Annotated in this window: 23 protein-coding genes; 19 read left to right on the top strand and 4 right to left on the bottom strand. The window is 43.6% G+C overall.

The annotated features are described in order from the left end of the window. Positions 1–11 precede the first annotated feature (11 nt). Genes thiP through MARME_RS16420 form a run of 3 tightly spaced genes read left to right on the top strand, consistent with a single transcriptional unit; the run spans position 12 to position 3217 of the window. Positions 12–1625, top strand: a complete 1614-nt coding sequence (gene thiP / locus MARME_RS16430; RefSeq protein WP_013662383.1) for a thiamine/thiamine pyrophosphate ABC transporter permease — start codon at positions 12–14, stop codon at positions 1623–1625. After that, the gene (locus MARME_RS16425; protein ID WP_013662382.1) at positions 1612–2301 is read left to right on the top strand and encodes a thiamine ABC transporter ATP-binding protein; all 690 of its coding nucleotides are present in this window, start codon (positions 1612–1614) and stop codon (positions 2299–2301) included. Before thiP ends, MARME_RS16425 begins: the two co-directional genes overlap by 14 nt. Positions 2302–2350: 49 nt before the next feature. Further along, positions 2351–3217 carry a DMT family transporter gene (locus tag MARME_RS16420; protein ID WP_013662381.1) on the top strand — a complete coding sequence of 289 codons (867 nt, stop codon included), beginning with the start codon at positions 2351–2353 and terminating at the stop codon, positions 3215–3217. Between the two features lie 31 nt (positions 3218–3248). On the opposite strand, the gene MARME_RS16415 is transcribed toward MARME_RS16420, so the two are convergent. Together MARME_RS16415 and MARME_RS16410 are read right to left on the bottom strand one after the other, a co-directional pair. Then, positions 3249–4154 (bottom strand): DMT family transporter, encoded by a 906-nt coding sequence (locus tag MARME_RS16415; RefSeq protein ID WP_013662380.1) that lies wholly within the window; start codon positions 4152–4154, stop codon positions 3249–3251. Positions 4155–4162: 8 nt separating this feature from the next. Continuing rightward, positions 4163–5044: a DMT family transporter gene (locus MARME_RS16410; protein WP_013662379.1), complete on the bottom strand. Its 882-nt coding sequence runs from the start codon at positions 5042–5044 to the stop codon at positions 4163–4165. Positions 5045–5174: 130 nt separating this feature from the next. Between MARME_RS16410 and rpsF the strand changes: the two genes are divergently transcribed. From rpsF to MARME_RS16375, 7 genes are all read left to right on the top strand, one after another. After that, positions 5175–5582, top strand: coding sequence for a 30S ribosomal protein S6 (rpsF, locus tag MARME_RS16405; RefSeq protein WP_013662378.1), 408 nt, complete (start codon positions 5175–5177; stop codon positions 5580–5582). A gap of 23 nt (positions 5583–5605) precedes the next feature. Then, the gene (rpsR, locus tag MARME_RS16400) at positions 5606–5836 is read left to right on the top strand and encodes a 30S ribosomal protein S18 (RefSeq protein ID WP_013662377.1); all 231 of its coding nucleotides are present in this window, start codon (positions 5606–5608) and stop codon (positions 5834–5836) included. Between the two features lie 21 nt (positions 5837–5857). Next, a complete protein-coding gene (locus MARME_RS16395; protein ID WP_013662376.1) occupies positions 5858–6721 on the top strand; it encodes a YybS family protein in 864 nt (287 codons plus the stop codon). A 23-nt stretch (positions 6722–6744) separates the two neighbouring features. After that, complete coding sequence (gene rplI, locus MARME_RS16390) at positions 6745–7191, top strand: 50S ribosomal protein L9 (protein WP_013662375.1); 447 nt, start codon at positions 6745–6747, stop codon at positions 7189–7191. A gap of 202 nt (positions 7192–7393) precedes the next feature. After that, positions 7394–8767, top strand: a complete 1374-nt coding sequence (gene dnaB / locus MARME_RS16385) for a replicative DNA helicase (RefSeq protein ID WP_013662374.1) — start codon at positions 7394–7396, stop codon at positions 8765–8767. A gap of 133 nt (positions 8768–8900) precedes the next feature. Beyond that, positions 8901–10454, top strand: a complete 1554-nt coding sequence (locus tag MARME_RS16380) for a methyl-accepting chemotaxis protein (protein WP_223294987.1) — start codon at positions 8901–8903, stop codon at positions 10452–10454. 174 nt (positions 10455–10628) lie between these two features. After that, positions 10629–11090: a YehS family protein gene (locus tag MARME_RS16375; RefSeq protein ID WP_013662372.1), complete on the top strand. Its 462-nt coding sequence runs from the start codon at positions 10629–10631 to the stop codon at positions 11088–11090. A 187-nt stretch (positions 11091–11277) separates the two neighbouring features. Here the strand turns inward: MARME_RS16375 and bioA are convergent, their stop codons facing one another. Together bioA and MARME_RS21585 are read right to left on the bottom strand one after the other, a co-directional pair. After that, a complete protein-coding gene (gene bioA / locus MARME_RS16370) occupies positions 11278–12561 on the bottom strand; it encodes an adenosylmethionine--8-amino-7-oxononanoate transaminase (RefSeq protein ID WP_013662371.1) in 1284 nt (427 codons plus the stop codon). A 195-nt stretch (positions 12562–12756) separates the two neighbouring features. Then, positions 12757–13260 carry a ComF family protein gene (locus tag MARME_RS21585; protein WP_049787789.1) on the bottom strand — a complete coding sequence of 168 codons (504 nt, stop codon included), beginning with the start codon at positions 13258–13260 and terminating at the stop codon, positions 12757–12759. Positions 13261–13528: 268 nt separating this feature from the next. Here MARME_RS21585 and bioB point away from each other — a divergent pair, with 268 nt between their 5' ends. The 9 genes from bioB to MARME_RS21575 all read left to right on the top strand — a co-directional run bounded on the left by bioB (position 13529) and on the right by MARME_RS21575 (position 23965). Beyond that, positions 13529–14584, top strand: coding sequence for a biotin synthase BioB (gene bioB, locus MARME_RS16360; protein WP_013662369.1), 1056 nt, complete (start codon positions 13529–13531; stop codon positions 14582–14584). Next, positions 14505–15746, top strand: a complete 1242-nt coding sequence (gene bioF, locus MARME_RS16355) for an 8-amino-7-oxononanoate synthase (protein WP_223294986.1) — start codon at positions 14505–14507, stop codon at positions 15744–15746. The genes bioB and bioF overlap by 80 nt, the downstream gene beginning before the upstream one ends. 14 nt (positions 15747–15760) lie before the next feature. Then, positions 15761–16567, top strand: a complete 807-nt coding sequence (locus MARME_RS16350; protein WP_013662367.1) for an alpha/beta fold hydrolase — start codon at positions 15761–15763, stop codon at positions 16565–16567. After that, positions 16548–17411, top strand: a complete 864-nt coding sequence (gene bioC / locus MARME_RS16345; RefSeq protein WP_013662366.1) for a malonyl-ACP O-methyltransferase BioC — start codon at positions 16548–16550, stop codon at positions 17409–17411. The genes MARME_RS16350 and bioC overlap by 20 nt, the downstream gene beginning before the upstream one ends. Before the next feature lie 10 nt (positions 17412–17421). Continuing rightward, positions 17422–18102: a dethiobiotin synthase gene (bioD, locus tag MARME_RS16340; RefSeq protein WP_013662365.1), complete on the top strand. Its 681-nt coding sequence runs from the start codon at positions 17422–17424 to the stop codon at positions 18100–18102. 74 nt (positions 18103–18176) lie between these two features. Then, positions 18177–19355 (top strand): ABC transporter substrate-binding protein, encoded by a 1179-nt coding sequence (locus MARME_RS16335; RefSeq protein ID WP_013662364.1) that lies wholly within the window; start codon positions 18177–18179, stop codon positions 19353–19355. Positions 19356–19365: 10 nt separating this feature from the next. After that, a complete protein-coding gene (locus MARME_RS21580) occupies positions 19366–21930 on the top strand; it encodes a hybrid sensor histidine kinase/response regulator (protein WP_013662363.1) in 2565 nt (854 codons plus the stop codon). Then, positions 21927–22289, top strand: coding sequence for a response regulator (locus tag MARME_RS16325; protein WP_013662362.1), 363 nt, complete (start codon positions 21927–21929; stop codon positions 22287–22289). Before MARME_RS21580 ends, MARME_RS16325 begins: the two co-directional genes overlap by 4 nt. Before the next feature lie 5 nt (positions 22290–22294). Next, positions 22295–23965 carry a two-component system response regulator gene (locus MARME_RS21575; RefSeq protein ID WP_013662361.1) on the top strand — a complete coding sequence of 557 codons (1671 nt, stop codon included), beginning with the start codon at positions 22295–22297 and terminating at the stop codon, positions 23963–23965. Positions 23966–23990: the final 25 nt, after the last annotated feature.

The raw sequence follows: 23990 nt of genomic DNA, 5'->3' as shown, positions 1-23990 counted from the left end.
TGGGTTCGTGAATGGGTGATTTTATTGTTGGGAAGCGAACCTTTTTGAATACTTTTCTACGATCACATTGGCCCGCCTTAGGCGGGCTCCTGTTTTATCTTTTGGTTGGCTTTGCGGCCTTCTTTTCCCTATTGCTGTACTCATCGCCTGTTGAGTGGGCGGGCTATCTTCAAGAGCCTTATCTTTGGCGTCTTATCCGGTTTTCTTTTCTTCAGGCTTTGTTAAGTACGCTTATTAGCATTGCGTTGGCGATACCTGTGGCTTCTTGTTTGTATCACCGACATTTTTGGGGGCGACGCTTTCTTCTGAATTTGTTTGCGGTTTCTATGGTGGTGCCAGCGATCATTGCCATTTTAGGCATCGTTATGGTGTACGGTAGCAATGGCGTGTTTAGTGGTGTTGCGGATGTGTTTGGCTTATATGGTTTGTTTGGTATTTTGCTCGCCCATGTCTTTTTCAATATGCCATTGGCAGTGCGTCTGATATTGCAGGTGTATCAGATGATTCCTGATGCTCAGTGGCGTTTGGCGAATCAATTTGGTTTTGGTCGTTGGTACGCGTTTAAGATTATTGAATGGCATTATATTCGTAAAGCGTTACCCGGTGCTTTTGTTCTCATTTTCATGCTGTGTTTTTCAAGTTTTGCGGTCGTGCTAAGTTTAGGAGGAGGGCCTAAGTCGAGTACGTTAGAAGTGGCGATTTATCAGGCGTTACGGTTTGATTTTGATATTGCCAAAGCGAGTTTTTTGTCACTTCTACAAGTGTGTATCTGTTCAGTTGTTGCATGGTGTGTGTATCGCTATTCTCCCGTTTTAAGTCAAGATGTTAGCTTGATTGAAGGGCAACGAAGTCAATTTAAAGGGGGGAGGTTATCCCTACTTATCGATGTTTTAGCGTGCCTGATGGCATTGTTGCTCATGGTGCCGCCGTTTTTAGCCATTTTTACACCTGTTTTCAGTGCATTATTTTGGACGACCCTTTTAGATGACGCGCTTTGGCATGCTGTTATGGTCTCTCTGAAAATTGCATTGCCTTCTGCATTGCTTTCGCTACTGCTGGCAGTTTGCGTGGTGTCACTTGCAAGAAGTAGTTTGTTTAGTTTACGTTATGCTAAGTGGTCGTTTCGCTTAGAGCAAATGGGCAATTTGGTATTAATGGTACCGAGTATTGTGTTGGCAACGGGTCTATTTTTAATCTTGCGAAATTTGGGTGTCGGTTTTGGTTATACCTTTTGGGTGGTGGTTTGGGTTAACGCGGTAATGGCTCTTCCTTTTGTTATTCGCTCTATTGCGCCTGTTTTTTATCAGTATGAAAAACGCTATCAATTTCTGTACGAATCCTTAGGTATTAAGGGGTGGCAGCGTTTTAAACTGGAGTGGCCATATACGCGTTCAGGTTTAGCTCAAGGTATTGCCTATGCATTGGTTTTGAGTCTAGGTGATATGGGGGTCGTGGCGTTGTTTGGCAGTCAAGATCTGCTTTCATTACCCTTGTATTTGTTTCAGCTCATTGGTTCATACCGTATTGAGCAGGGCGCGTGCGTCGCTATTGTGTTGTTATTGCTTTGTCTTATTTGTTTCTATCTTACTAATCGAATTATAGGCGGAAAAATTGCTAGAATTTAATCTGCATTATCAGTGGGATGATTTTAGCGCGCATTATCAGGCTAAGATTGATAAAGGCTTTACGTGTTTGCTTGGCGGAAGTGGTGAAGGAAAAAGTACACTGCTGTACCTTTTAGGTGGTTTTCTAAAAGGAGAAGGGCAAGCGCGTTTTGATGGGCGGGATGTGTTTGCGTTAGAACCCAGCCAACGACCCATTACGACTCTTTTTCAAAGTGACAATGTTTTCCCTCAGTTGAGTGTTTGGGACAATGTTGCTGTTGGTATTCATCCTTCACGAAAGCTCTCGTCGACAGATAAGGCGCGAGTAATGCAGTCACTTGAAAAAGTGCAGCTCGACGCTCTTTCAATGAAGTTCCCCGGGGAACTATCAGGTGGTCAGGTGCAGAGAGTATCGATCGCAAGAGCATTGGTTCGGCAGCAGCCAATATTGTTACTAGATGAACCTTTTAGTGCATTAGACCCTTCGCTCAGGCGAGAAATGTTGAGCCTTGTTAAACAGCTGACGCACGAGCAGCGTTTGATTGCCTTGATGGTGACGCATTCTCCTGATGACGCGATATTTGTGGATGGAAACGTCATACTTGTCGATAAGGGAAAGCTTGTAGCACAGGACAGTGCACAAGTATTAACAGGAAGGAGTCGCAACGTTCATTTTGAACGATATTTAGGGCTCTAACTTCCAGCTTTATGGTTGTTAGCCTATTTTAATGACCATGAGGTAGTTTGTGTCGCAAGCCGTATTTAAAGTGCGTAAAGGAATTTACGCAACCATTTCTTACGCATTTATTATGTCCATTGCCGCTGTCGGCGCCAAGCAAGTTCAAACTGAAATACCGGTCTCTGTATTGGTTTTTTGGCAGAGTCTATTTTGTGTCGTTGTTCTGTTGCCTCAAATGCGTGGCAAGTGGGAAAAACGTTCTTTTGATACGATTAAAATCCATATTCTGAGAAGTGTGGGTGGTTTTGTCGGCTTTCTTTGTTATTACTTAGCATTGAATAAAATTCCTTTGGTTGAAGCGTCGCTTTTACGCAGTAGTGCTCCCCTGTGTGTCCCGCTTGTTGTGTTGCTTGTATACAAAATATTGATTCCTAAGGCGCGTTGGATTCCGCTATTGCTTGGTTTTGTGGGTGTTGCGTTGGTGATACACCCGACTCCAGAAAACCTTAACCCTTGGCATGTGGTTGGCTTTCTTTCGGCCGTTGGCTTGGCTTTTTCGATGGTCACAACACGTATGTTAAGTACTAAAGTCAGTTCTCACGAAACCATGATTGTTTACTTTGGTTTTTCGGCTTTGTGCTCTTTTATATTGGCGATAAGTCAGGGGCATTCGATTGCTTTACCTGTTAATACTTGGGGGTGGGTGCTGGTTGTCTCTGCAACACTATATGTAGGTATGTATCTTTATACCTTGGCGTATACCTATGCGCCTGCCAGTCTCGTTTCCCCTGTAAGTTATGTCGGTATTGCTTTCGCAGGGTTTTGGGGGTGGGTGATTTGGGGACATGTGCCGGATATCTATGCAGTAGCTGGCACGGTCTTGATATTTACAAGTGTGGTTTTGAGTGCAAAGGTCGCTAAAAAAGTTGCTTGAAATGAGTTGAACGTTTCCACGGTGGTGGCGCCTAGTTTTGTATGCGTTGAATTCTGTTATTTAGTACGGTAGCCGTTAAAATGCCGCTTAAGATAAAAATAACGCCGAGTAAATGAAAGGTCTCTAGGGTTTCTCCCAATAAGGGGATTGAAAGCGCGACGCTGAAAATAGGCATTAAATGAATAAAGTGGCCGGCGCTTGCTGGGCCTATTTTTTCAATGCCTTTGTTCCAGCAGATGAAAGCGGCGATCGATGCGAAAGAAGCCATATAGAGCAATACTAGCCAGTTATTTGCAGTAAGCTCTGCAACGGAGTGGGTGCCAAAGGCCAGATAAATGGGTGCTTGTATAAGCGTTCCTATGATAGCTGTTACGCTAAAAAAGGCATAGAGCGACATGGCTTTTGGGCGCTTGGACAACAGAACGGAATAGAGCGCCCAGCTTGAAACGGCAGCAACTACCCACATGTCGCCATGTGTAATGGTTAAATGAAGTAGCGTGTCTATACTCCCTCTACTGACAATAACGGCAGCGCCTATTGTCGATATCGCAATTCCTAAATTTTGTAGTGGGCTAGTACGGCTACCGAGTAGTATGCGTGCCACTAACATAATCAAAATGGGCATTAACGAGTTTAGAAGCACAGCGTTAGTAACGGTTGTTGTTGTCAGCGCGATGTAGAGAAATAGGTTGTAATTACAGACGCCTAAGCCGCCCATTAGGATAAGCAATGGAAGGCAGTCTTTTATGATCTGACGTTCGCGTAGTATTGCTTTATAGGTAAAAGGCAGCAAGAAGGCGCATGCTAGCAGCCACCTTAAAAATGACATTGTATAAGGGTCCATGCCTTGATTAAGGGTTATTCGCCCAAGAACATAGTTTCCAGACCAAAAGACAATCGAGAGTAGAGGGAAAATATAGGCGTTCGTATTTTTCAAAATGGTGGCTACTTTGTTTTTTTCCAGTTTTGAACAGTTAATCCTGTCAAAATGCAGGCTAACCCAATTACAGTCGATATGAGTATCGGCTCATCCGCAATTTGCGAAAGCCAAACAATCGATAGAATGGGAGAAAGGAAAATTAGGTTGGCTAACTGGCTTGTTCTTTCCGCTCGCTTCATCGCTAAATTCCATAAAATGAAGCTTACTCCCATTTCAAAGAAACCAATATAAATGGAGGGGAGGAGTCCGTTATCTGGCCAATTTTGAAATGCACCTGTAAGCAGCGCATAGATTGCAATGAGTGGTAATGCAAAAGCAAAGTTAAGCGTAAGCCCTATTAAATTAGGGCGTTTGTCTTTCGTATTGATCAGCCAATATAGTGCCCATATGAAGGTGCTGATGAGTGCTAGAGAGACACCGAGGACGTTGGCAAACTCAAGTGAGAATACGTTTCCTCGAGTGGCAATGTAAAGGACGCCAAAGTAGCAACAAAAAGCGGCAATAAGATCCGCGAGGCGCAATCTCTGCCCTAAAAAAGGGACGGCCATAAAGCTTAGAACAATGCCCCAGGTGTAGTTAATCGCTTGAGCTTCTTGAGCGGGGAGTTGTTCGTACGCATACAGCAATATTAAATAATAAACGAATGGATTGATGCCCCCCAAAAGCAAAGAGGTTTTCCACTCTTTTCTCCCAAACTCGATCAGTTTTTCTAGCTCTCTATTTTTAATAATGATTGAAAGTAGAAAAACGAAGGATGTAAATGTCGCGATGAGAAGTAGTTGAACGGGAGAGTAATGTCGAAGTGCGAGCGAAAACGCGGTCGCAACGGTTGACCAAAGTAACACGGCCCCGAGCCCAAATAACATTGCCTGTCTTTGATTGGTCATTAAATATCCTTAAATGGGTTTGTTTCTTTGAATGTGTGTTATATAATGCGCGTCCCCGTAAATCAATACTCCTTGTCTCACAGCTTTACACGGGGGAAGCGTGGAGACTAACAATCCATAAGGAGCTTAAATGCGTCATTATGAAATCGTGTTTCTGGTTCATCCAGATCAAAGCGAACAAGTTCCAGCTATGATCGAGCGTTACACAAACTTGATCACTGAAGATGGTGGCCAAGTTCACCGTCTTGAAGACTGGGGCCGTCGTCAACTAGCTTACCCAATCAACAAAATTCATAAAGCTCACTATGTTCTTATGAACATCGAAGCTTCTGAAGCGGTACTAGCTGAGTTAAATGATACTTTCCGTTACAACGATGCGATCATCCGTAACATGGTTATCCGTCGTAAAGATGCGGTAACAGAAGTTTCTCCAATTAAAGCTGCTGAAAGCCGCGAAGATCGTCGCCCTCAGCGTGAAGAGCGTAAACCTGAAGCACCAGCGAAAGAAGAAGCTGCTGCTGAAGATTCAGCTGAATAATAGAATTTAATTAGGAGACTCTCATGGCTCGTTTTTTCCGTCGTCGTAAGTTCTGCCGTTTTACTGCAGAAGGCGTTAAAGAGATCGATTACAAAGATCTTGATACTTTGAAAGGTTACATCACTGAAACTGGTAAAATCGTACCTAGCCGTATTACTGGTACAAAAGCTCGTTACCAGCGTCAGCTAGCGACTGCTATCAAACGCGCTCGCTACATTGCTTTGCTTCCTTACACTGACAGCCACTTTAATTAATAGGTCTGTAGAAGCCCTGCTATGAGCGGTCTAGCTGATTGGGTGATGAAAAAGAGAATGAATGCCATTATATCTGTGGCTGCTTTCTCTGTCATCCCTGTTATGTTTTGGTTAGCCGCCGCCATTTTAGGTTTGGTGGTGCTTCGAAAGGGTGTAAAAGAAGGGATTCCTGTATTAGCTTGGGGAGGGCTGCCAGCTTTATTGCTGTGGTTCTTTCAAGGCGATGCAACAGCGCTAATGGTGCTACTGGATACTTTATTATTGGCTTATATATTAAGGCTGAAAGTATCTTGGAGTTGGGTGATATTGTCAGCAAGTTGGTTGGCAATTCTATCCGCTTGGTTACAACCGCTGATTATGCGGGATATGTTGGAGTTTGCGACTGAGCTTACACAACATATTTTAGCGAATCAGAATGGTACGGTTGGGCTCTCGAAAGAAACGATATTTCAAAAGTCTGTTATTGCGATATCGGTTGTTCAAGTTTTTGCTTCTGTTGGTGCCTTGTTTTTAGCAAGACGTTGGCAAGCGGGATTGTACAACCCTGGAGGGTTAAAAAAAGAGTTTCATGCTCTTAGGCTCCCTGTTCCGTTTGCTCTTGCGCTAGTCGCAATGGTGTTTATCGGAGAGAGTCTTGAAGGGCAGTTTGAAATTTTTGCCAAGGCGTCTATTCCTGCTCTTGTATTGCCTGGTTTGGCTTTGGTACATGGCGTTCTAGCGAAAAAAAGAATTGGGTTGGCCGGATTGGTGCTGTTCTATTTAATCGGCTTATTTATGTTGAATGTGTACTTTTTGAGCGTGGTGATGGTCTTGGCCATTATTGATAGCTTTGTAGATATTCGCAGTCGTTTTAAAGCGAACCCTTCCGGCTCAAACGAAAGCTAAAGATTTTATTAGAGGTGATCGAGATGAATGTTATTCTACTCGACAAAGTAAACAAGCTAGGTGGTATCGGTGACGTTGTTACTGTAAAACCAGGTTATGCTCGTAACTTTTTGATTCCGAACAACAAAGCTGTAATGGCGACTAAAGTTAACTTGGCGACATTCGAAGAGCGTCGTGCTGAGTTAGAAGCAAAAGCAGCAGCACGTACTGCTGAATCACAAACTCGCGCTGATGCGATCAATGGTAAGACAATTACTATTGAAGCAAACGCGGGTGATGAAGGTAAATTGTTCGGTTCTATCGGTACTCGCGATATTGCTGATGCAATCACTGCAACTGGTTCAGAAGTATCTAAATCAGAAGTTCGTCTTCCTGAAGGTGCTATTCGCCACACTGGTTCTTTCGAAATTGACGTTCAACTACATTCTGATGTAGTTGCTACTGTCACTTTGGAAGTAACAGCTCAGTAATACTCATAACATTTTTGTTATGGTATGAAGCATTAAAAAGGGTGTCCAAATTCATGGATGCCCTTTTTTTATGGTTGATGTTAAGCTTTGATTGACATCAATATTTAGGGGAGTTTCCCCTGATAAATATAATTCGATTCATAGATCTTCTAGTCCTATAGATTTTCTAGAGTCACAGATTTTCCATAAAGAGTGATAAAGCGTGCAAGACGACGACAGTGTAGCCAGCATTAAACTTCCACCATACTCAATTGAAGCCGAAAGGTCCGTTGTAGGCGGCTTGATGCTTGATCCTGAAGCTTGGGATCGAGTGTCTGAATTGGTTGTAGCAGATGATTTTTATCGCCCTGAGCATAACCGTATTTTCTCCGTCATAGCAAAACTCGCGGATGAAGTTGAGCCTATCGATGTAGTAACTATCGGTGAGCGTCTAGACAAGCGCGGCGAGCTTGAAGATGTGGGCGGCATGGCGTATCTCATTGAAATGGTTGAGGCGACACCCAGTGCTGCGAATATTGCGTCGTATGCGGATATCGTTAGAGAGAGAGCGTTATTAAGGCGTTTGATTTCAACGACAAATGAAATCACCGATAGAGCATTTCACCCAGAAGGCATGAACGCCGCTGAGGTGCTTGATGAAGCTGAGCGAAAAATCTTTCAGATAGCAGAAGGTGGTGAGAAAAAAGGCGGGCCTAGAGAGGTTGCGGACATTCTAAGCGCTACCGTCGACAAGATCGATGAGCTTTATCACCAGGAAGGGTCAATTACGGGGTTGAGTACGGGTTTTACGGATTTAGATGCAATGACGTCAGGTTTACAGCCAGCTGACTTAGTTATTGTTGCCGGTCGACCTTCAATGGGTAAAACTACATTCGCGATGAACTTGGTTGAAAATGCCGCTATGATCAGCGAACTTCCTGTTATCGTATTCAGTCTAGAGATGCCCGCAGAGCAGTTGATGATTCGTATGCTGTCATCGTTAGGGCGAATAGATCAAACTCGAATGAGGTCAGGCCAACTTATACAGGAAGACTGGGATAAGTTGATGTCGGCTGTAAAAATGCTGAAAGATAGAAAGCTATTTATAGATGATACGGGCGGGATTAGCCCCACTGAGATGCGATCTCGTGTCAGGCGTATTGCCCGAGAGCATGGAGGCGTTGCATTGATCATGGTCGATTACCTTCAATTGATGCAGATTCCTGGTTTTACAGAAGGGCGTACCAATGAAATTTCTGAGATCTCTCGATCTCTTAAAGCGATTGCTAAAGAAATGAGTTGCCCTATGGTTGCACTGTCTCAGCTTAACCGTAGTTTGGAGCAAAGACCAAATAAGCGCCCAGTAAACTCAGATTTGCGTGAATCTGGAGCGATAGAGCAGGATGCGGATGTTATTTCTTTCGTCTATCGTGATGAGGTATATCACGAAGATACGCCTTACAAAGGCATTGCTGAGATTATTATCGGTAAGCAGCGTAATGGTCCGATCGGAACATGTCGATTGGCGTTCGTGGGTAAGCATACTCGGTTTGAGGATTTGTCTCCCGATGCTTATCAAGATTTTGGTGACGATTAATGTGTCCTTAGTCTCCTTAACATTGCTCCTTAATTTTGACAGTTAGTGGTCGGCACTGTTGCTTGTTCATGTTATTAATAGAGCTCGTTTCAAATAATTACAATTATCGAAGGTCGAAGAGAATATGCGTAAAATGCCTGTAACAAATCGAGAAAACGATTTTTCGAAAGACATGGTGTTGGTTTCAAGTACTGATGTCAAAGGACGTATAACATTTGTAAATGATGCATTTTGTTCGGTTGCAGGCTATGAGCGAGATCAGCTTATCGGTGCACCTCACAACCTAATTCGACATCCAGATGTGCCGCCTGCCGTTTTTGCAGATATGTGGGCAAACCTTAAGCAGGGCAACAGCTGGATGGGATTGGTTAAAAACCGTTGTGAAAATGGCGATCATTATTGGGTGAGCGCACATGTTAGCCCACTGCTAGATAACGGAAAAGTAATCGGATATGAATCCGTTCGCCGAAAAGCGACCGTTGAAGAAAAAAAGCATGCTCAATCTGTATATGATCGAGTGAACGCTGGAAAATCGGTTGCGCCAACAGCGACTAAAATACAGGCGGCTTTATTTCAGCAGCTTTGGATAAGCACGCTTCTGTTTGCGGTAATTGGTTTGGCGGGTTTAAGTAGCAGTTATTTGGCATTGCAAATTCTCGCACCTTTAGTGGCTTTAATTGGTATTGTCCTAACCCTTGGTCAGCGGTCCGAGTTAACGGAAACCTTATCGTCTTTGCCGAAAGAAGCGCATAATCCGATAGGTCAGTACTTGTATTGTAAAAGTATTGGTTCACAGTCAGCGATTCGTTTTGCTCAACTTCATAAAGAGGCCGCTGCTCACACCTTTAGATATAGGCTCGCGGAAGGCTCATTACAGCTTAGAAATAGGGCTTCTGAAGCAAAAGGGAATGTTACCAATAACCTATCCAATTTTAGCAAGCAGCGAGAAACCTACGCGAGCGTAGCCTCTGCGACGTCTCAGATGCTTGCAAGTGTTAACTCAATCTCCGAAAACGTAAGGTTGACCGCAGAGGAAACCGAAGCGGTGAGTGCGCAGGCGCGTGAAAGTCAAACGCTTGCACAAGATGCCGGTTCGACGATCCGAAAAGTATATCAAGAGATTAGCGATGCTAAGACAGTTGTCGATGTGTTAGCGAAGCAGAGCGACAAAATTAATGAATTGGTAAGCTCGATTAGTGACATTGCTGAGCAAACCAACTTGTTGGCACTTAACGCTGCAATCGAATCTGCTCGTGCTGGCGAGGCAGGGCGTGGTTTTGCTGTTGTTGCCGATGAAGTTCGAGCTCTCGCTATACGTACTCAAAATGCGACACAAAGCATTAATGATACGACGGAAGAGCTTAAACAAAATACCAATGACGTATTCAATACCATTGATAAAGGTACGGAAGTGGCGCAACTAGGGGTTGAGCGTATTAATTCGGTTGCTGAGAATATGGTCGAAATTGACATAGCAATTGGTAAAGTGGTCGAGATGACTTCCCAGATTAATGTCGCTACCAATGAGCAAACACAGGTTGCTGAAGCGCTAAATGAACAGATGCACCAAGTTGAGCAGCTTAGCCTACAAGCCAGTGAAAGAGCTCAGAGTATCGTGTTGAATATTTCGCACATCGAAGAAGAGGCTTATGAGCAAGGTAATTTGGCTGATCGAATGAAGCAGTAGTTTATGCACAAGGCGTATTAGCGGATGTGTAATACGCCTCGACAGAAAAAACAAAAGCTTGCCCCATGGTTTTACTATTGTATTTTGTAGGGGCTAGAGCGCAAACCTGATAATATCCACGTCTTCTGGTGATCACGTTGATAACGCCGGATTTACCTAAGACTAGGAAGCATTTTGAATAATAATGATATCTTACGCCGTGTACGCTACACCTTTGATTTAAAAGACAGTGTAGTTAGAGAGGTTTTCTCTTCAGCTGACTTTAGTGTGACAGATGAACAAATCACATGTTGGCTGAAAAAAGACGACGACAGCTCCTTTGTTGAATTAAGCGACAAAGAGCTGGCCGCATTTTTAAACGGTTATATTAACTTTAAACGTGGCAAGCGTGAAGGCGAGCAGCCGAGATTGGAAGAGACGCTGAGTAACAATGTTATATTCCAAAAGCTGCGCATCGCTTTGAACCTGAAAGCGGAAGATATTTTAGAGATTATGCTGCTTGCAGAATTCCGTTTAAGTAAGCATGAACTCAGCGCGTTTTTCCGTAAGCCTGATAACCGTCATTATAGAGAGTGCAAAGACCAAATTCTTCGGAACTTCTTGCAAGGCCTTCAGCGTAAATATCGTCCTAGCTAATTTTAGAGTCGTTCGAATTTGAAAGGTACTGTCTAATAAAGAGCCTTAGCTTTTCGTCTACTTGTTATCTAAATTAATAGAGTCATGGCTCCTGAATTCAAGTTCAAAGCCCTGACTCTTTTACTTGGTGCTATTTTTAGCCTTATTTATCCACACGTTGAAGTCAGTGGGCTTGTTCATACCTTCCCTAGCCAAGTTCTGAGGCGACGTCAAAAATAGCAGTGCTAAGCTTTTCAATCTCTTGCTCGGTAATGATATATGGAGGCATTAGATAGATGAGCTTCCCAAAAGGACGAATCCATACCCCTTTCTCAACGAATTTAGGTTGTATCTCATGTAAATTCACTGGTGTGTTGAGTTCGACAACGCCGATAGCGCCGAGGCATCGGATGCTTTTTACATTAGAAAGCGTTGCGCATCGACTTAGGTGCTTGTTTAACCAGCCTTCTATCTGGTTAACCTTGGATATCACGTCGTTTGATTGGATAAGCTCTAAACTGGCATTAGCGACGCTGCATGCTAATGCATTTCCCATAAACGTAGGACCGTGCATAAAGACGCCGTCATTGTCACTGATGCCCAGTGCAACTTTGTCGTTGGTCAGTGTCGCGGCTAATGTCATATAGCCACCTGTGAGTGCTTTGCCTACGCACATCAGGTCTGGTGAAATGTTGCAGTGGTCGGCGGCAAACATTTTGCCAGTTCGGCCAAACCCTGTCGCAATCTCATCAAAAATTAAGAGAATATTGTATTGATCGCAAAGTGCTCGAATTTCGTCTAGATATCGTGGGTTATAGAAGCGCATACCGCCTGCGTTTTGTACGACAGGTTCGATGATGAAGCCTGCAAGCACTTCATGATGCTGTTTAAAAAGTGTTTCTATCTCTTCTAAATAGCTTGGGTCTAGCGGCGTATTAAAACCAGTAGGTGGTGCGCCGACAAAGTGCTGTGAGGTCAGCGCTTTGCTAAATAAGCCGTGCATGCCATTGACTGGGTCACACACGGACATCGCAGCAAATGTATCACCGTGGTAGCCACTGCGAGAGGTCGCGAAGAATTGTTTTTCTGGGTGCCCTTGAGTGTTCCAATATTGAATGGCCATTTTTAAGGCGACTTCGACAGAAACTGAGCCAGAATCAGATAGAAAGACACGTGTAAGGCCTTGAGGCGCGATATTAACTAGCGTTTCGGCTAATTCAATGGCTGGGCGATGAGTTAGTCCACCGAACATGATGTGCGCGAAATCGTCAATTTGATTTTTCAAGGCTTGGTTTAGCTTAGGGTGATTATAGCCATGAATCACGCTCCACCAAGACGACATGCCGTCGACAAGTGTTTCTCCCGTCGCTAGCGTGACTTCGCAGCCATTGGCGTGGTCGACAAGAAAATGCGGCGATGGATTAGTCATTGACGTATATGGATGCCAAAGGAGTTGCTTGTCTAACTCAATGTAATCGTTGGTGTCTTTCATGAATACCTGCATTTTTTCGTAAACGGTAGAGTGTCTGAACTTGTCTGTGCTTAACGTGTTTTTCAACTTTCTCTAGTAAGAGAGACTAATAAAGCCGCTAAAGCGGTGACTAAGCTTGGCGCATGGTATCCAAACTTTTATGCATTGACTAGCGTCGTTTTTGTTATTCATTTTTACATTCTTATATGTTCCGACTTATAGAGACGGCGGCGTTCTAGCGATAACCCAAACGTCAACGGAGGAAGCGCCTGCTTTTAAAAGTGTTTTGGTGCAGGCTTCGAGAGTGGCGCCAGTAGTCATGACATCGTCAATCAATACGACGTGTCCGCTCAGTGTGCCAGCGAATTTAAATAAAGAGGTTGGAATAGTCAGTCGTTTAGAGCGCTTCTGTCGGTGTTGTGGTGCAGTATGTTCGACCTTGGTTAAATGCACTCTCTGAATTGGTCGTTCCCGTTTCGAGATATGGTATACAGATTGTTTAAGAGTCCTATATAAAACGTCGTTGCTGCATTTACCTCGTTCTCTTATGCGTTTTATATGACTAGGCACGGTCACCCATAATGAAGGGATGTCGTGTTTGTAATGTTGTATTACTTTTTGAGCGAGTAAATCGCAATAAATTCGAAAGTTATAGTTATTGTCGTGAAACTTAGCGGCGCGAATTAGATGTCGATTGATTTTTTCATAATCGGTCGCCACTATACAGCTCTTCCAGGGTCTCGTTGTTGATTGGCAATCGCCACACAAATATGGAAACTTTCCTGCTATTCCACATCCTTTGCATCGTGCTTGGTTGGTATTGAGTAATGGGAGACACCAGTTGCAAAGTGATGACGAGCTAGGCTGCTTGCATAAATAGCATTGTTTAATTAGTGATCTATAGTAAATCTTGGTGAAAAGTCTGGTTGACAGGTGTGACCAGTCCATTAATATTGCACTCCATTGCATATTTGATTTTGAGGGTATTATGTCCATTACTGACTATTCCACACCACGTTTCGATTGGACGTCGGCGGAAATACAGGCGCTATTTGATCTTCCGTTTATGGATTTGTTGTTTAAAGCTCAGTCCGTTCATCGCGAAAACTTTAAACCAAATCAGGTGCAAGTCAGTACGCTTTTATCCATAAAAACAGGTGCTTGCCCAGAAGACTGTAAATATTGCCCGCAAAGTGGACACTATAATACAGAGCTTGAAAAAGAAAAGCTCATGGAAGTCCAAAAAGTACTAGAAGAAGCGAAAGCTGCGAAAGACAAGGGCGCGACACGTTTTTGTATGGGCGCGGCTTGGAAGCACCCTTCCAAGAAAGACTTTCCTTACGTTCTTGAAATGGTAAAGGGCGTCAAAAACTTAGGTCTTGAGTCTTGTGTTACGTTAGGCACTCTTACTGATGATCAAGCAAAAGAGCTGTCTGGCGCAGGATTGGATTATTACAATCATAACTTGGACACGTCACCTGAATATTACGACAGCATTATCTCAACTCGTAGCTATCAAGAGCGTTTAGATACGCTGTCACGCGTTCGTGATTCCGGTATTAAACTATGCTGTGGCGGCATTATGGGGATGGGAGAGGAGCAAAAAGACCGTGTCGGTTTGCTACGTCAGCTTTCTCTTATGACGCCGCATCCGGAAAGCGTGCCAATTAACATGTTGGTTAAAGTTGCTGGTACGCCACTTGAAAACGTCGACGACTTAGACGAGTTTGACTTTATTCGTACGATCGCTGTTGCACGTATCATTATGCCGACGTCTCACGTACGTTTATCAGCAGGTCGCCAGAGTATGTCTGAGCAGACTCAGGCTTTGTGCTTTATGGCGGGTGCAAACTCCATTTTCTATGGTGAGAAGTTGCTTACCACGGATAACCCAGAAGCGGATCAAGATCGTATGTTGTTCAAAAAGTTGGGCATAAACCCAGAGCAGCGCGAAGAGCATTCGGATGAAGCGGTTGTCGAGGCCATTGAAAGTCAAGCGCGTCAGCAAGCTGAATCAAAAATGTTCTATGATGCCAGTGCGTAGGACGCTGCCCGACTGGATCATAACAACAGTCGAAGAAAGGAAAAGTGCGAACCTTTATCGTCAGACTGAGGTACTCAATGCACCTCAATCTGTATCGCCTGTAATCGAAGGAAAAGCGTTTCTTTCTTTTTGTTCGAACGATTATTTGGGGTTAGCGTCGCATCCAACTATAGTGAAAGCCCTTGCAGAAGGTGCTGAACGTTATGGTGTTGGAAGTGGCTCAGCGCATCTAGTCTGCGGACACCTTTCTCCTCATGATGGGCTAGAACGCGCATTGTGTGATTGGTTAGGCGTCGATCGCGTGATGCTTTTTAGTACGGGTTACATGGCCAACCTTGCAGTATTAAGTGCATTAGGTCGTCATTGTGACACGGTGATTCAAGATAAATTGAATCATGCCTCGTTAATCGATGGGGCTAAGTTATCCGAAACGTCCACTCGTCGCTATTTGCATGCTGATCTACAAAGCGCTAAGAAGCTTATCGATAAGCAAAGTCGCCCTACCTTGCTGGTAAGTGATGGCATCTTTAGTATGGATGGCGACATCGCACCACTCAAAGGCTTGCTTGATCTGCTGTTGGAGAGTGAGCATCTCTTTGTGGTGGACGATGCACATGGTTTGGGGTGCATGGGAAGTAATGGTTTAGGTTCTCTTTCTTTATCAGGCCTGAGTGCATCCTCTGTCTCAGCGTTAATTGGTACCTTTGGAAAAGGGTTTGGTACAGCTGGTGCCTTTGTTGCTTGTTCCCATGAGATGGCTGAGTACTTAACTCAATTTGCTCGCCCTTATATTTATACAACGGCAATGTCACCTGCTATGGCTTACGCAACCAAGGTAAGTCTTGAGTTGATTCGTTCAGAAGAAGGTGAGCGTTTGCGTCATCGACTGGTATCAAATATCGAGCTTTTCAAGCAGCGAATGCATTCTTTGGACTTGGCGTTGATGCCATCAAGCAGCGCGATTCAACCTGTTATGATTGGCTCTAGTGCACGAGCAATCGAATTAAGTGCGTTGTTACGTAATGAAGGAATCTTGTGTACTGCAATTCGCCCACCGACCGTGCCAAACAATCAAGCTAGGTTGAGAATTACATTAAGTGCTGCGCACAGTCACAATGATATCCATCGCTTGTGTGATACGCTTGAAAGATTCGTTAATTAAGGTTTATGTCTATCATGAGAACGCCAATAGAAACGCAATCATTTGGTAACAGTGAAAACCTGGCGGTTTTTATCGTGTCTGGTTGGGCAATGCCCAAAGAGATCTTTAATGAGTTTGCCGAGCGTCTTTCTGAACGCTTCTACGTTGTTGTCGCTAGCCTTCCAGGGGTCACTTGCAGCGAAGAGTGGCGTCGAAAAAATCGTATTGGACCGAACTATGACGTTGACGCATTGACAGAGCAATTGATTCGAGTGGCTCCTTCCAATGCTTGGTGGTTAGGTTGGTCTTTGGGTGGAATGGTGTCGACTTACGTTGCAGCGCGCCGATCAAGTTGCGTCCAAGGGCTTATTACTCTTGCTTCTGCGCCAAGCTTTGTGGAGAGGGAAGGTTGGTCATGCGGCATGCCGCTTAAAGAGTTTGATTTGTTTCAAAGTCTTGTGCAAAAAGACGCTAAAAAAGGTTTAAAACGGTTCGTTTCATTGCAAGCTTCTGGGGCGAAGGATGAGCGCGCTTTAACGAAAGCCATCCGATCAATACAAAATGAAGAATTGATTGATGAAGCGGCTTTGACTGGCGGTTTGTATTTATTGAAGTCGCTTGATGTTAGGCGCGAGCTTGCATTGCTTGACCTGCCTAATGCTCATTTTTATGGTAAGCAAGATGCGCTCGTTAATTTTGCTTCTTTGGGGGCACAGCTCCCTCATAATGAGCTTCAAACCGTTGAGTTTATTGACGATTCTGCGCATCAACCGTTTATGGAGTGCTCAGAGCTTTTCTTAGAAAGAGTGACTGCTTTTATTGATGCCAACCGAATTAGATAAACATCGTTATAAATCTTCTGTCGCTCGTCATTTTAGTCGAGCTGCAACAACCTACAATGATTACGCAGACTTTCAAGCGCAGGTCTTAAGGGAGCTAACTGCCTTCTTACCTGACACGCTTCAGTGCGATATAGCAACGCCTCAAGCGGCTTTACTTAATACTGAAGCGTTTGAGGCTAGGGGCGCTGGAGCGGTTCCGATATTAATTGATTTAGGGGCTGGGACGGGAAGTAGTTCGAGAGCCTTAAGAGAACGGTACGGTAATCAGCCACATGTGTTATCAATGGATATATCCATTGATATGCTTAAGAAGTTAAAGGCTGATAGCGTCGCGGCCGATGTCTGTGTCGCAGACTTTGAGCGACTTCCCGTAAAGTCTTCAAGTATCGATCTGTTTTTCTCCAGTCTTGCTATTCAGTGGTGTCTGTCAGTAGATCAATTGTTTCATGAAGTGAGTCAAGCCTTGGCTTTGAATGGTGAGTTTGTTTTTTCGACATTATTAAACGGTTCTATGATTGAGCTGGAAGATGCATGGCGTCAGGTGGATCAAAAACCGCATATTAATCATTATTTATCAGAGCACGATATACTGAAAACGGTTGAAAGGCATTCGTTTGAAGTGGTCTCATTCGAATCAAGAAAGATCACTATGACGTTTCCTACGGTTAAACAGGCTTTGTATTCGCTCAAAAAAATTGGCGCTTCGCTTGTCGTTGAAGGGCAAAAAGAGTTTATGTCTAAGAGTAAATGGAAGCAATTTGTGCGTGCTTATGAAAAGCATCGAATCGACGAGGGCATTCCTTTAAGTTATCAAGTTTTGTTTGCGCGTATTCGTAAAAAGTAAGAGAGCAAGAATGAAAAAACGATTTTTTATTACGGGTACAGATACCGACGCCGGAAAGACGTACTTTTCTACAGGGGTGTTGAAAGCTGCCGTTCGTCATGGAGACAGAGCGTTTGGCTTAAAACCTATTGCAGCAGGCGCTGAATATATTGACGGTAAGCTATGCAATGACGATGCACTTGCAATTCAGGCATCAGGTAGTATTGCGCTGGCGTATGAGCAAATAAACCCTGTTGTTCTTGAAGAGGCGATCGCTCCGCACATCGCTGCGGCACATGAAGGAAAGCTTATTACGAGCTCGCGGCTCGAAGGTTATATAAAAGGATCTGCGCTTCTACCGCATGACTTTATGATTGTTGAAGGTGCAGGTGGATGGCGAGTACCACTTAATGACCGTGAATTGCTTTCTGATCTTGCTAAGTCTCTTGGGTATCCTGTGATTTTGGTTGTAAATATGAAGTTGGGTTGCCTTAACCATGCGTTATTGACGATTGAATCTGTTATTAGGGATGGTTTAAAGGTTGCTGGATGGGTGGCGAATCAAGGAAAGGATACGATGGCGTGTTATGAGGAGAACCTAGCAACACTTAAACATATGATTCAGGCGCCGCTATTGGGGGAGTTGTCTTGGATGCCAGATGATAATGTTGCTTCGTCTGAGTTTGATGCTATCTATCATGCTTTAAGCTAGTAATATTAAACAAATAAGGGAAAATGTTATAAGGTTAAGAATACTCAATTGAATATTTTGTAGTGGGAATCATTATGTCGCGTTTTCCGTACTTACTTATAGGTTGCCTGCTTTCTCTTTTATCATCTAGCGTGTTTTCTTCTATCAACATTGGGTTAGTCGCGTCGTTCGACGGTGGGCAGCAAGCGCGTTCGTTTGACTATCAGTACGGTATTCAAGCCTTTTTCAATCGCATTAATCTCGATGGTGGAATTAAAGGCAAAGCATTGGCTCTCGAGGTGCTTAACGATCACGCAAATGGGGAACTTGCTGCCTCAAATGCTCAACGCCTAATTATCAGAAAAAACGTGGTGGCCTTGCTTGGTGGAGATCAATTGCAAACGGCGGAGGCTATTCAGCGTGTAGCAACCCGAGAAAAAGTGCTTTATTTAAATTCATTGACGGCCCGCGCTAGCCTGTATGGGAAGGTGGGGTATGTGCTTAACTTGAGGCCATCAATGTTAAGTGAGTTGGATGTTTTGTGCGGGGCGTTAGCTGATAAGCAACGAGAACGTTTAGTAATCGTGTATGCGTCGGATCATGGCTATTCTGAACTGGTTGCCGAAAGCTGTTTGTCGAAACATTCTGCCGTATCGGTAAAAACACTTCAATTTAGTGCGTCTAGGTCGTCTATTGAGCGAGTTAAGGGCACTCTTGCATCGTTAGAAAAGCAAAATGTTATTTTCATTGGCACACGTGGTGATTTGTCGCCTTTGCTAAGTCAGGTTGACGTTCTTCCTGATTCTAACGGGTATTATTTCTTATCTAGTGCCGATGTGGGTAGTTTTGCCTTAAAAGAGGGAGGAGAGACTAACGTAAATAGTATTCATTACCTGCCTGCTAACTACTTGTCATCTGAGGCTTATTCGAATTATATGTCGGACTTAAAGCAATTGAGTCCTTCTTTAGTGCCCTCAAAAATAGGTTTTGAAGGCTACCTTGCAGCCTTGGTTTTAACGAAGGGATTGGAGGCGGTTGTTAGCCCGTTTGAAATTGAAGACCCTAATGATTTGTTTAGGTTGCCTCTATCCGTTGCTCGTAAACTGACCGGATGGGTGCAAACAGGTGGTCAAAACTCCTTACCTCAAGAGTTAAGCAATGCTTTGAATGTGATGCATACTTTGGATTTAGGTCTTGGTCTGTATTTAGGGTTTGATGGCGAACAAAATTTTCTGAAATTTCCACTTCATATGACTGAATTTCAACGTAACTAGGAGCCATAGTATGTCTCAGGATATCCAACTCGCGCGAGTGAAAGCGCCTGTACTGATCCCGCTTTTATCTGCTCTGTTCGTGTTATGGTTGGCATTTGTATTAATTGCTTGGCTTTGGCTCGAAAACGTCAGACAGCGCGAGCTTGAGTCATTAGCGGGTCGGTTTGATGAGCAGGTCTATCGCTCTCAGTTAACGGTTTCTCAAGTTGTACGAGAGAGGCTCCATTGGTTAGATGACGTTTCTCAGGAGTTAGAGGTCGACGATTCACACAAGCTTCAGGACTTATTGTATAACACCGCGGAAGCAATGAATGTCGAGCGCTTGGTTTGGCTCGATAAGAGCAAGCATATTCAGTTGGATTATTCTCGTCGGATGCTTTCGAACGAGGCATTGATTACCCCTACAACATTGGATCAACTCACACCTTCTTCCACAATTAAAATATTAAAGAATGGCGAATTGGTTATTAGAACCATCGTGTCGTTTGGCAAGAGTCAGGATTCATTTGTATTGGTGGATGTGTTGTTTAGTGATGCGATTTTAGATGTTGCGCGTAATCAAGGTCTATACACTAATATATATGCTAATAAAGACGTTTTAGACTTATCTCTATTCAATCAATATAGGTCTTCATCAACCTTATATGATGCCGCTCCAAGTCATGAGCTCCAATCTATTGCGAGTAGTGACGCCGTTATAAATCATTCAATATTCTCAAAAGTATTTGAGCGTTATTTGATCTCTGAGTCTCCAAATATATTTTACCAACCGGGTTTTGAGAGAGATGAACATTTATTTGATATCGCCATTATTCCTTTAATCGATACTAAAGGCGATGTTATTTCTCATGTTCTTGTTTCTAGGTCGGCTGATGAAACCAATGATGAGATCTATTGGGCGCAGGCGATTATTACCATTATTTCGTTAGTGGTCGCAGGAATACTTTTTGTTTTCTTCTATTGGTTGTTAGGGCGGATCGAGCGCAGAATTCATGCGGGAGAAAAACGTATTATAGAAGAGAGAGATCGGTCAGAAGGGCTAAGGCTACAATCAGAAACACTGCGTGTTGAAGCTGAGGAGCATAGAGAATCCGCTGAGCGAGCGCGTGATGACGCTGAAAAAGCGAGTGCGGTGAAATCGGAGTTTTTAGCCAAAATGAGCCATGAGCTTCGAACACCTTTAAATGCGATTATAGGTCTTTCTGAAATGATGCATGAGGATGCTGTTGAGTTTGGGGATGAGGATTATATAGAGCCTTTAGAGAGAGTTGTTCGTTCGTCTAAGCATTTATTGAACTTGATTAATGAAATCCTAGATATCTCTAAAATAGAAGCTGGAAAAATGGAGCTTAGCGAAGCAGAGCTTGATTTTGATGCAGTATTAGAGGAAGTTTTTCAAACGGTTGAGCCGATTGCTAAAGGTAAACCCTTATCGTTCGAGTATGAGTCAGCCTCTGTTGGCGTTATTGTTGGGGATGCGCTTCGAATAAAGCAAATATTTTTTAACCTTTTGAGTAATGCAGTTAAGTTTACTGAGAGTGGTAAGGTTAAATTAAAAGTCGTTGAGCAATCAGATCAATTGCAGGTTGATGTTATCGATACCGGGCTCGGCATGTCCATTGAGCAGACGGAGACACTTTTCCAAGATTTTGTTCAAGTTGATTCAAGTGTGAATAGGAAATTTGAAGGTACGGGGCTCGGGCTGGCAATTAGCCGTCGTTTCGCGAGGATGATGAACGGTGATATCACAGTGCAAAGTGAAGTGGGAAAAGGCTCTGTTTTTAGTGTCAGATTGCCAGTGAAGCGAGTGAGTCAAACTCAATCCAATGTTGAGCACTTAAAGGGCAACATCAATGTACTTGTTATCGATGACGATCTTGAGACCGTGTCATATATCTCTAAAATATTAGAGCCTAGATGCCATGTTGAGACAGCTAAAAATGGGGCTGAAGCATTAGAAAAAGCTCGAGACTTAAAGCCAAAACTCATTACACTGGATATAGAGATGCCTGTTTTAAATGGGTGGGACACCTTGGCGGCGTTAAAGGCAGATCCAGAATTAAGCGATGTTCCTGTTGTCATTATTTCGGTAACCGATGAAAAAGAAAAGGCAGCGACTTTAGGGGTCGATAATTATCTTGTTAAGCCGATTACGCAAGAGAGTCTAGAGCGTGTTTTCGGCTCGCTAGATTGCCTAGATTCAACTAAAGTTTTAATAGTGGATGATTCAGAAGATATTCGTATTTCAGCCAAGCGGCTGTTAGAGAAAAGTGGCGCAATGGTAGCGCAAGCTGGGAACGGTTTGGAAGCGCAAGCTGAAATGGTTAGAAAGGCCCCTGACTTAATTTTATTGGACTTGATGATGCCAGAAATGGACGGCTTTGCCTTTTTGGAATGGCTCAAAGATCGTCCAGAATACAATGATATTAAAGTCTTTATTATGACGGCGATGACGTTGACAGAGCAGCAAAAGCGCATGTTGGAAAAGCGAGCGAATGCGGTTGTTACCAAAGGTAGTGAAGGTATGACAGCCTTGTTTAAAGAAATCGACGCGTTACTTTGTGAGTCAGAATGATGTCGAAGCAAGTGCTCTATGTCGAAGACAACGAAGATAACGTGTATATGTTGTCGCGACGACTAAAGCGTAAAGGTTGGGAGGTTGATGTAGCGTTTACTGGTGAGGATGGTGTCAAAATGGCCAGTGATAAAGCATACGACTTAATTTTAATGGACTTAAGCCTTCCAGGAATTGATGGGTGGCAGGCAACTCAAATATTACGAGATAAAGGGGTGGCGACGCCAATTATCGCGTTGTCTGCACACGCAATGCAGGAACATATTGATCAGGCTATATCTGCTGGAGCGAATGACTTTGATAGTAAGCCTGTTGATTTTACACGTCTATTAGAAAAGATGTCGAAGCTTGGAGAATAAGTTTTATGAGTGAGCCTAGGATGCTAATCGTTGATGATAACGACGATAATCGCTATACCTTAATTAGACGGCTCCGACGGCTTGGTTACCCAGATTGTGATGAAGCTGAAAATGGTCAAGTTGCGCTCAATATGATTCGTGAGGGCTCGTATGACCTCGTTTTTTTAGATCTAATGATGCCTGTTATGGATGGCTTTTCGACGTTGAGAGCGCTGCGAGAAGAGGGACTATCAGACTATCTACCCATTATTATGATCTCGGCGGCAGACGATTTAGATAATGTCGCGAAGGGAATTGAGCTAGGCGCTGAAGATTATTTGTCTAAGCCATTCAATCCAACTCTGCTGAGTGCTCGTACAGCGTCAGCTCTAGAAAAACGTGCGAAGGCCATTGCGAGCCTAAATGTTGCTAAATACTGTGATCCAATATCGGGTTTGAAAAATAAACAAGGTTTGATGGAGGATCTAAATGCGGATGAGGCTGTGTCTGCGGCTATCGGCTTTAAGTTGTCCAAGTACAGTACAGTCGTTTCATCTTACGGGCAAGAAGTTGCAAGTCACTACTATTCTAGTCAGGTAAAGACACTTAAGTCTTTGGTGGATTTGGCTTATACGCAGGTGTTGGGTATTTATCGACCATCAGATGAGTCGATCATACTGACGTTTACCGATGTTGATTCAGAAACGCTAATTCAAATTGCGGATCAATTGCGTAGTAAGCTAAGTGGTCGTAAGCAACTTGAAGAGGGGGCTGTTAATGAAGAGGTGCTGGCAGGAGCAGTATTAGAGCTCGGTAGTTTGTCTTCTACAGAAATTATCCAGCGCTTAACGTCGTCACTTGCACAGGCTTCTACTTCAAAGCCTGTTGCGTTATATAACTCTGACCATGCTTCTCAAGCGTTGCGGCGAATACGAATCGAAGCAGATCTAAAAGAAGCGATTGACCAGCAAGCTCTAAATGTTCACTTTCAGCCACAAGTCAATGTTTCTAGCAAAAAGATTGTGGCTGCCGAAGCGTTGGTTCGCTGGAATCACCCTGAAATGGGGATGATTTCACCTGCTGAGTTTATCCCTATCGCAGAAGAAAGTGGCATGATTGTCGCTCTTGGGGAAGTAGTTTTTGTTAAAACGTTAAAAACGCTAAAGTCTCTTGACGCGTTAGGGTGTTCTGTGCCGGTGAGTATCAATATTGGCTCGGATCATTTTCTCATGGGAAACTTTGTGGAGTGGTGCGTCAATACTGTTGAGAAAGAGCAGGTAGCGATACAGTTTGTAAAACTGGAATTAACCGAATCTGCTTTGTTGAGTAGTCTAGAAGACGGTGTCAGAGTGTTAGATAGGCTTCGCGAACAAGGCTTTAAAATTGCTTTAGACGACTTTGGTACGGGTTATTCTTCTTTATCATATCTACTTGAGTTGCCACTCGATCAACTAAAAATTGATAAACAGTTTGTGGATATGCTGAGTAAAGATAAGCGTTCCGAAAAGCTATTGTCTCACCTTGTTGGAATGGCGCATGAACTTGAGTTGCAGGTTGTGGTCGAAGGTGTCGAGAGTGAATTTCAAGTGGCGTTTATGGAGCATGCTGAAGCAGACCTTATTCAAGGCTATTACTATTATAAACCTTTACCTCAGGATGAGTTTATACGTGTATTGTCTGAATCTACTGAGGGTTAGTGGAAGAAAGTGAACGTAGCCTCTT

This window comes from Marinomonas mediterranea MMB-1, assembly GCF_000192865.1.
In the GTDB taxonomy this organism is placed as follows: domain Bacteria; phylum Pseudomonadota; class Gammaproteobacteria; order Pseudomonadales; family Marinomonadaceae; genus Marinomonas; species Marinomonas mediterranea.
Note: the sequence above shows the minus strand (reverse complement) of the source record. Positions and strands in the feature narration are given on the sequence as shown.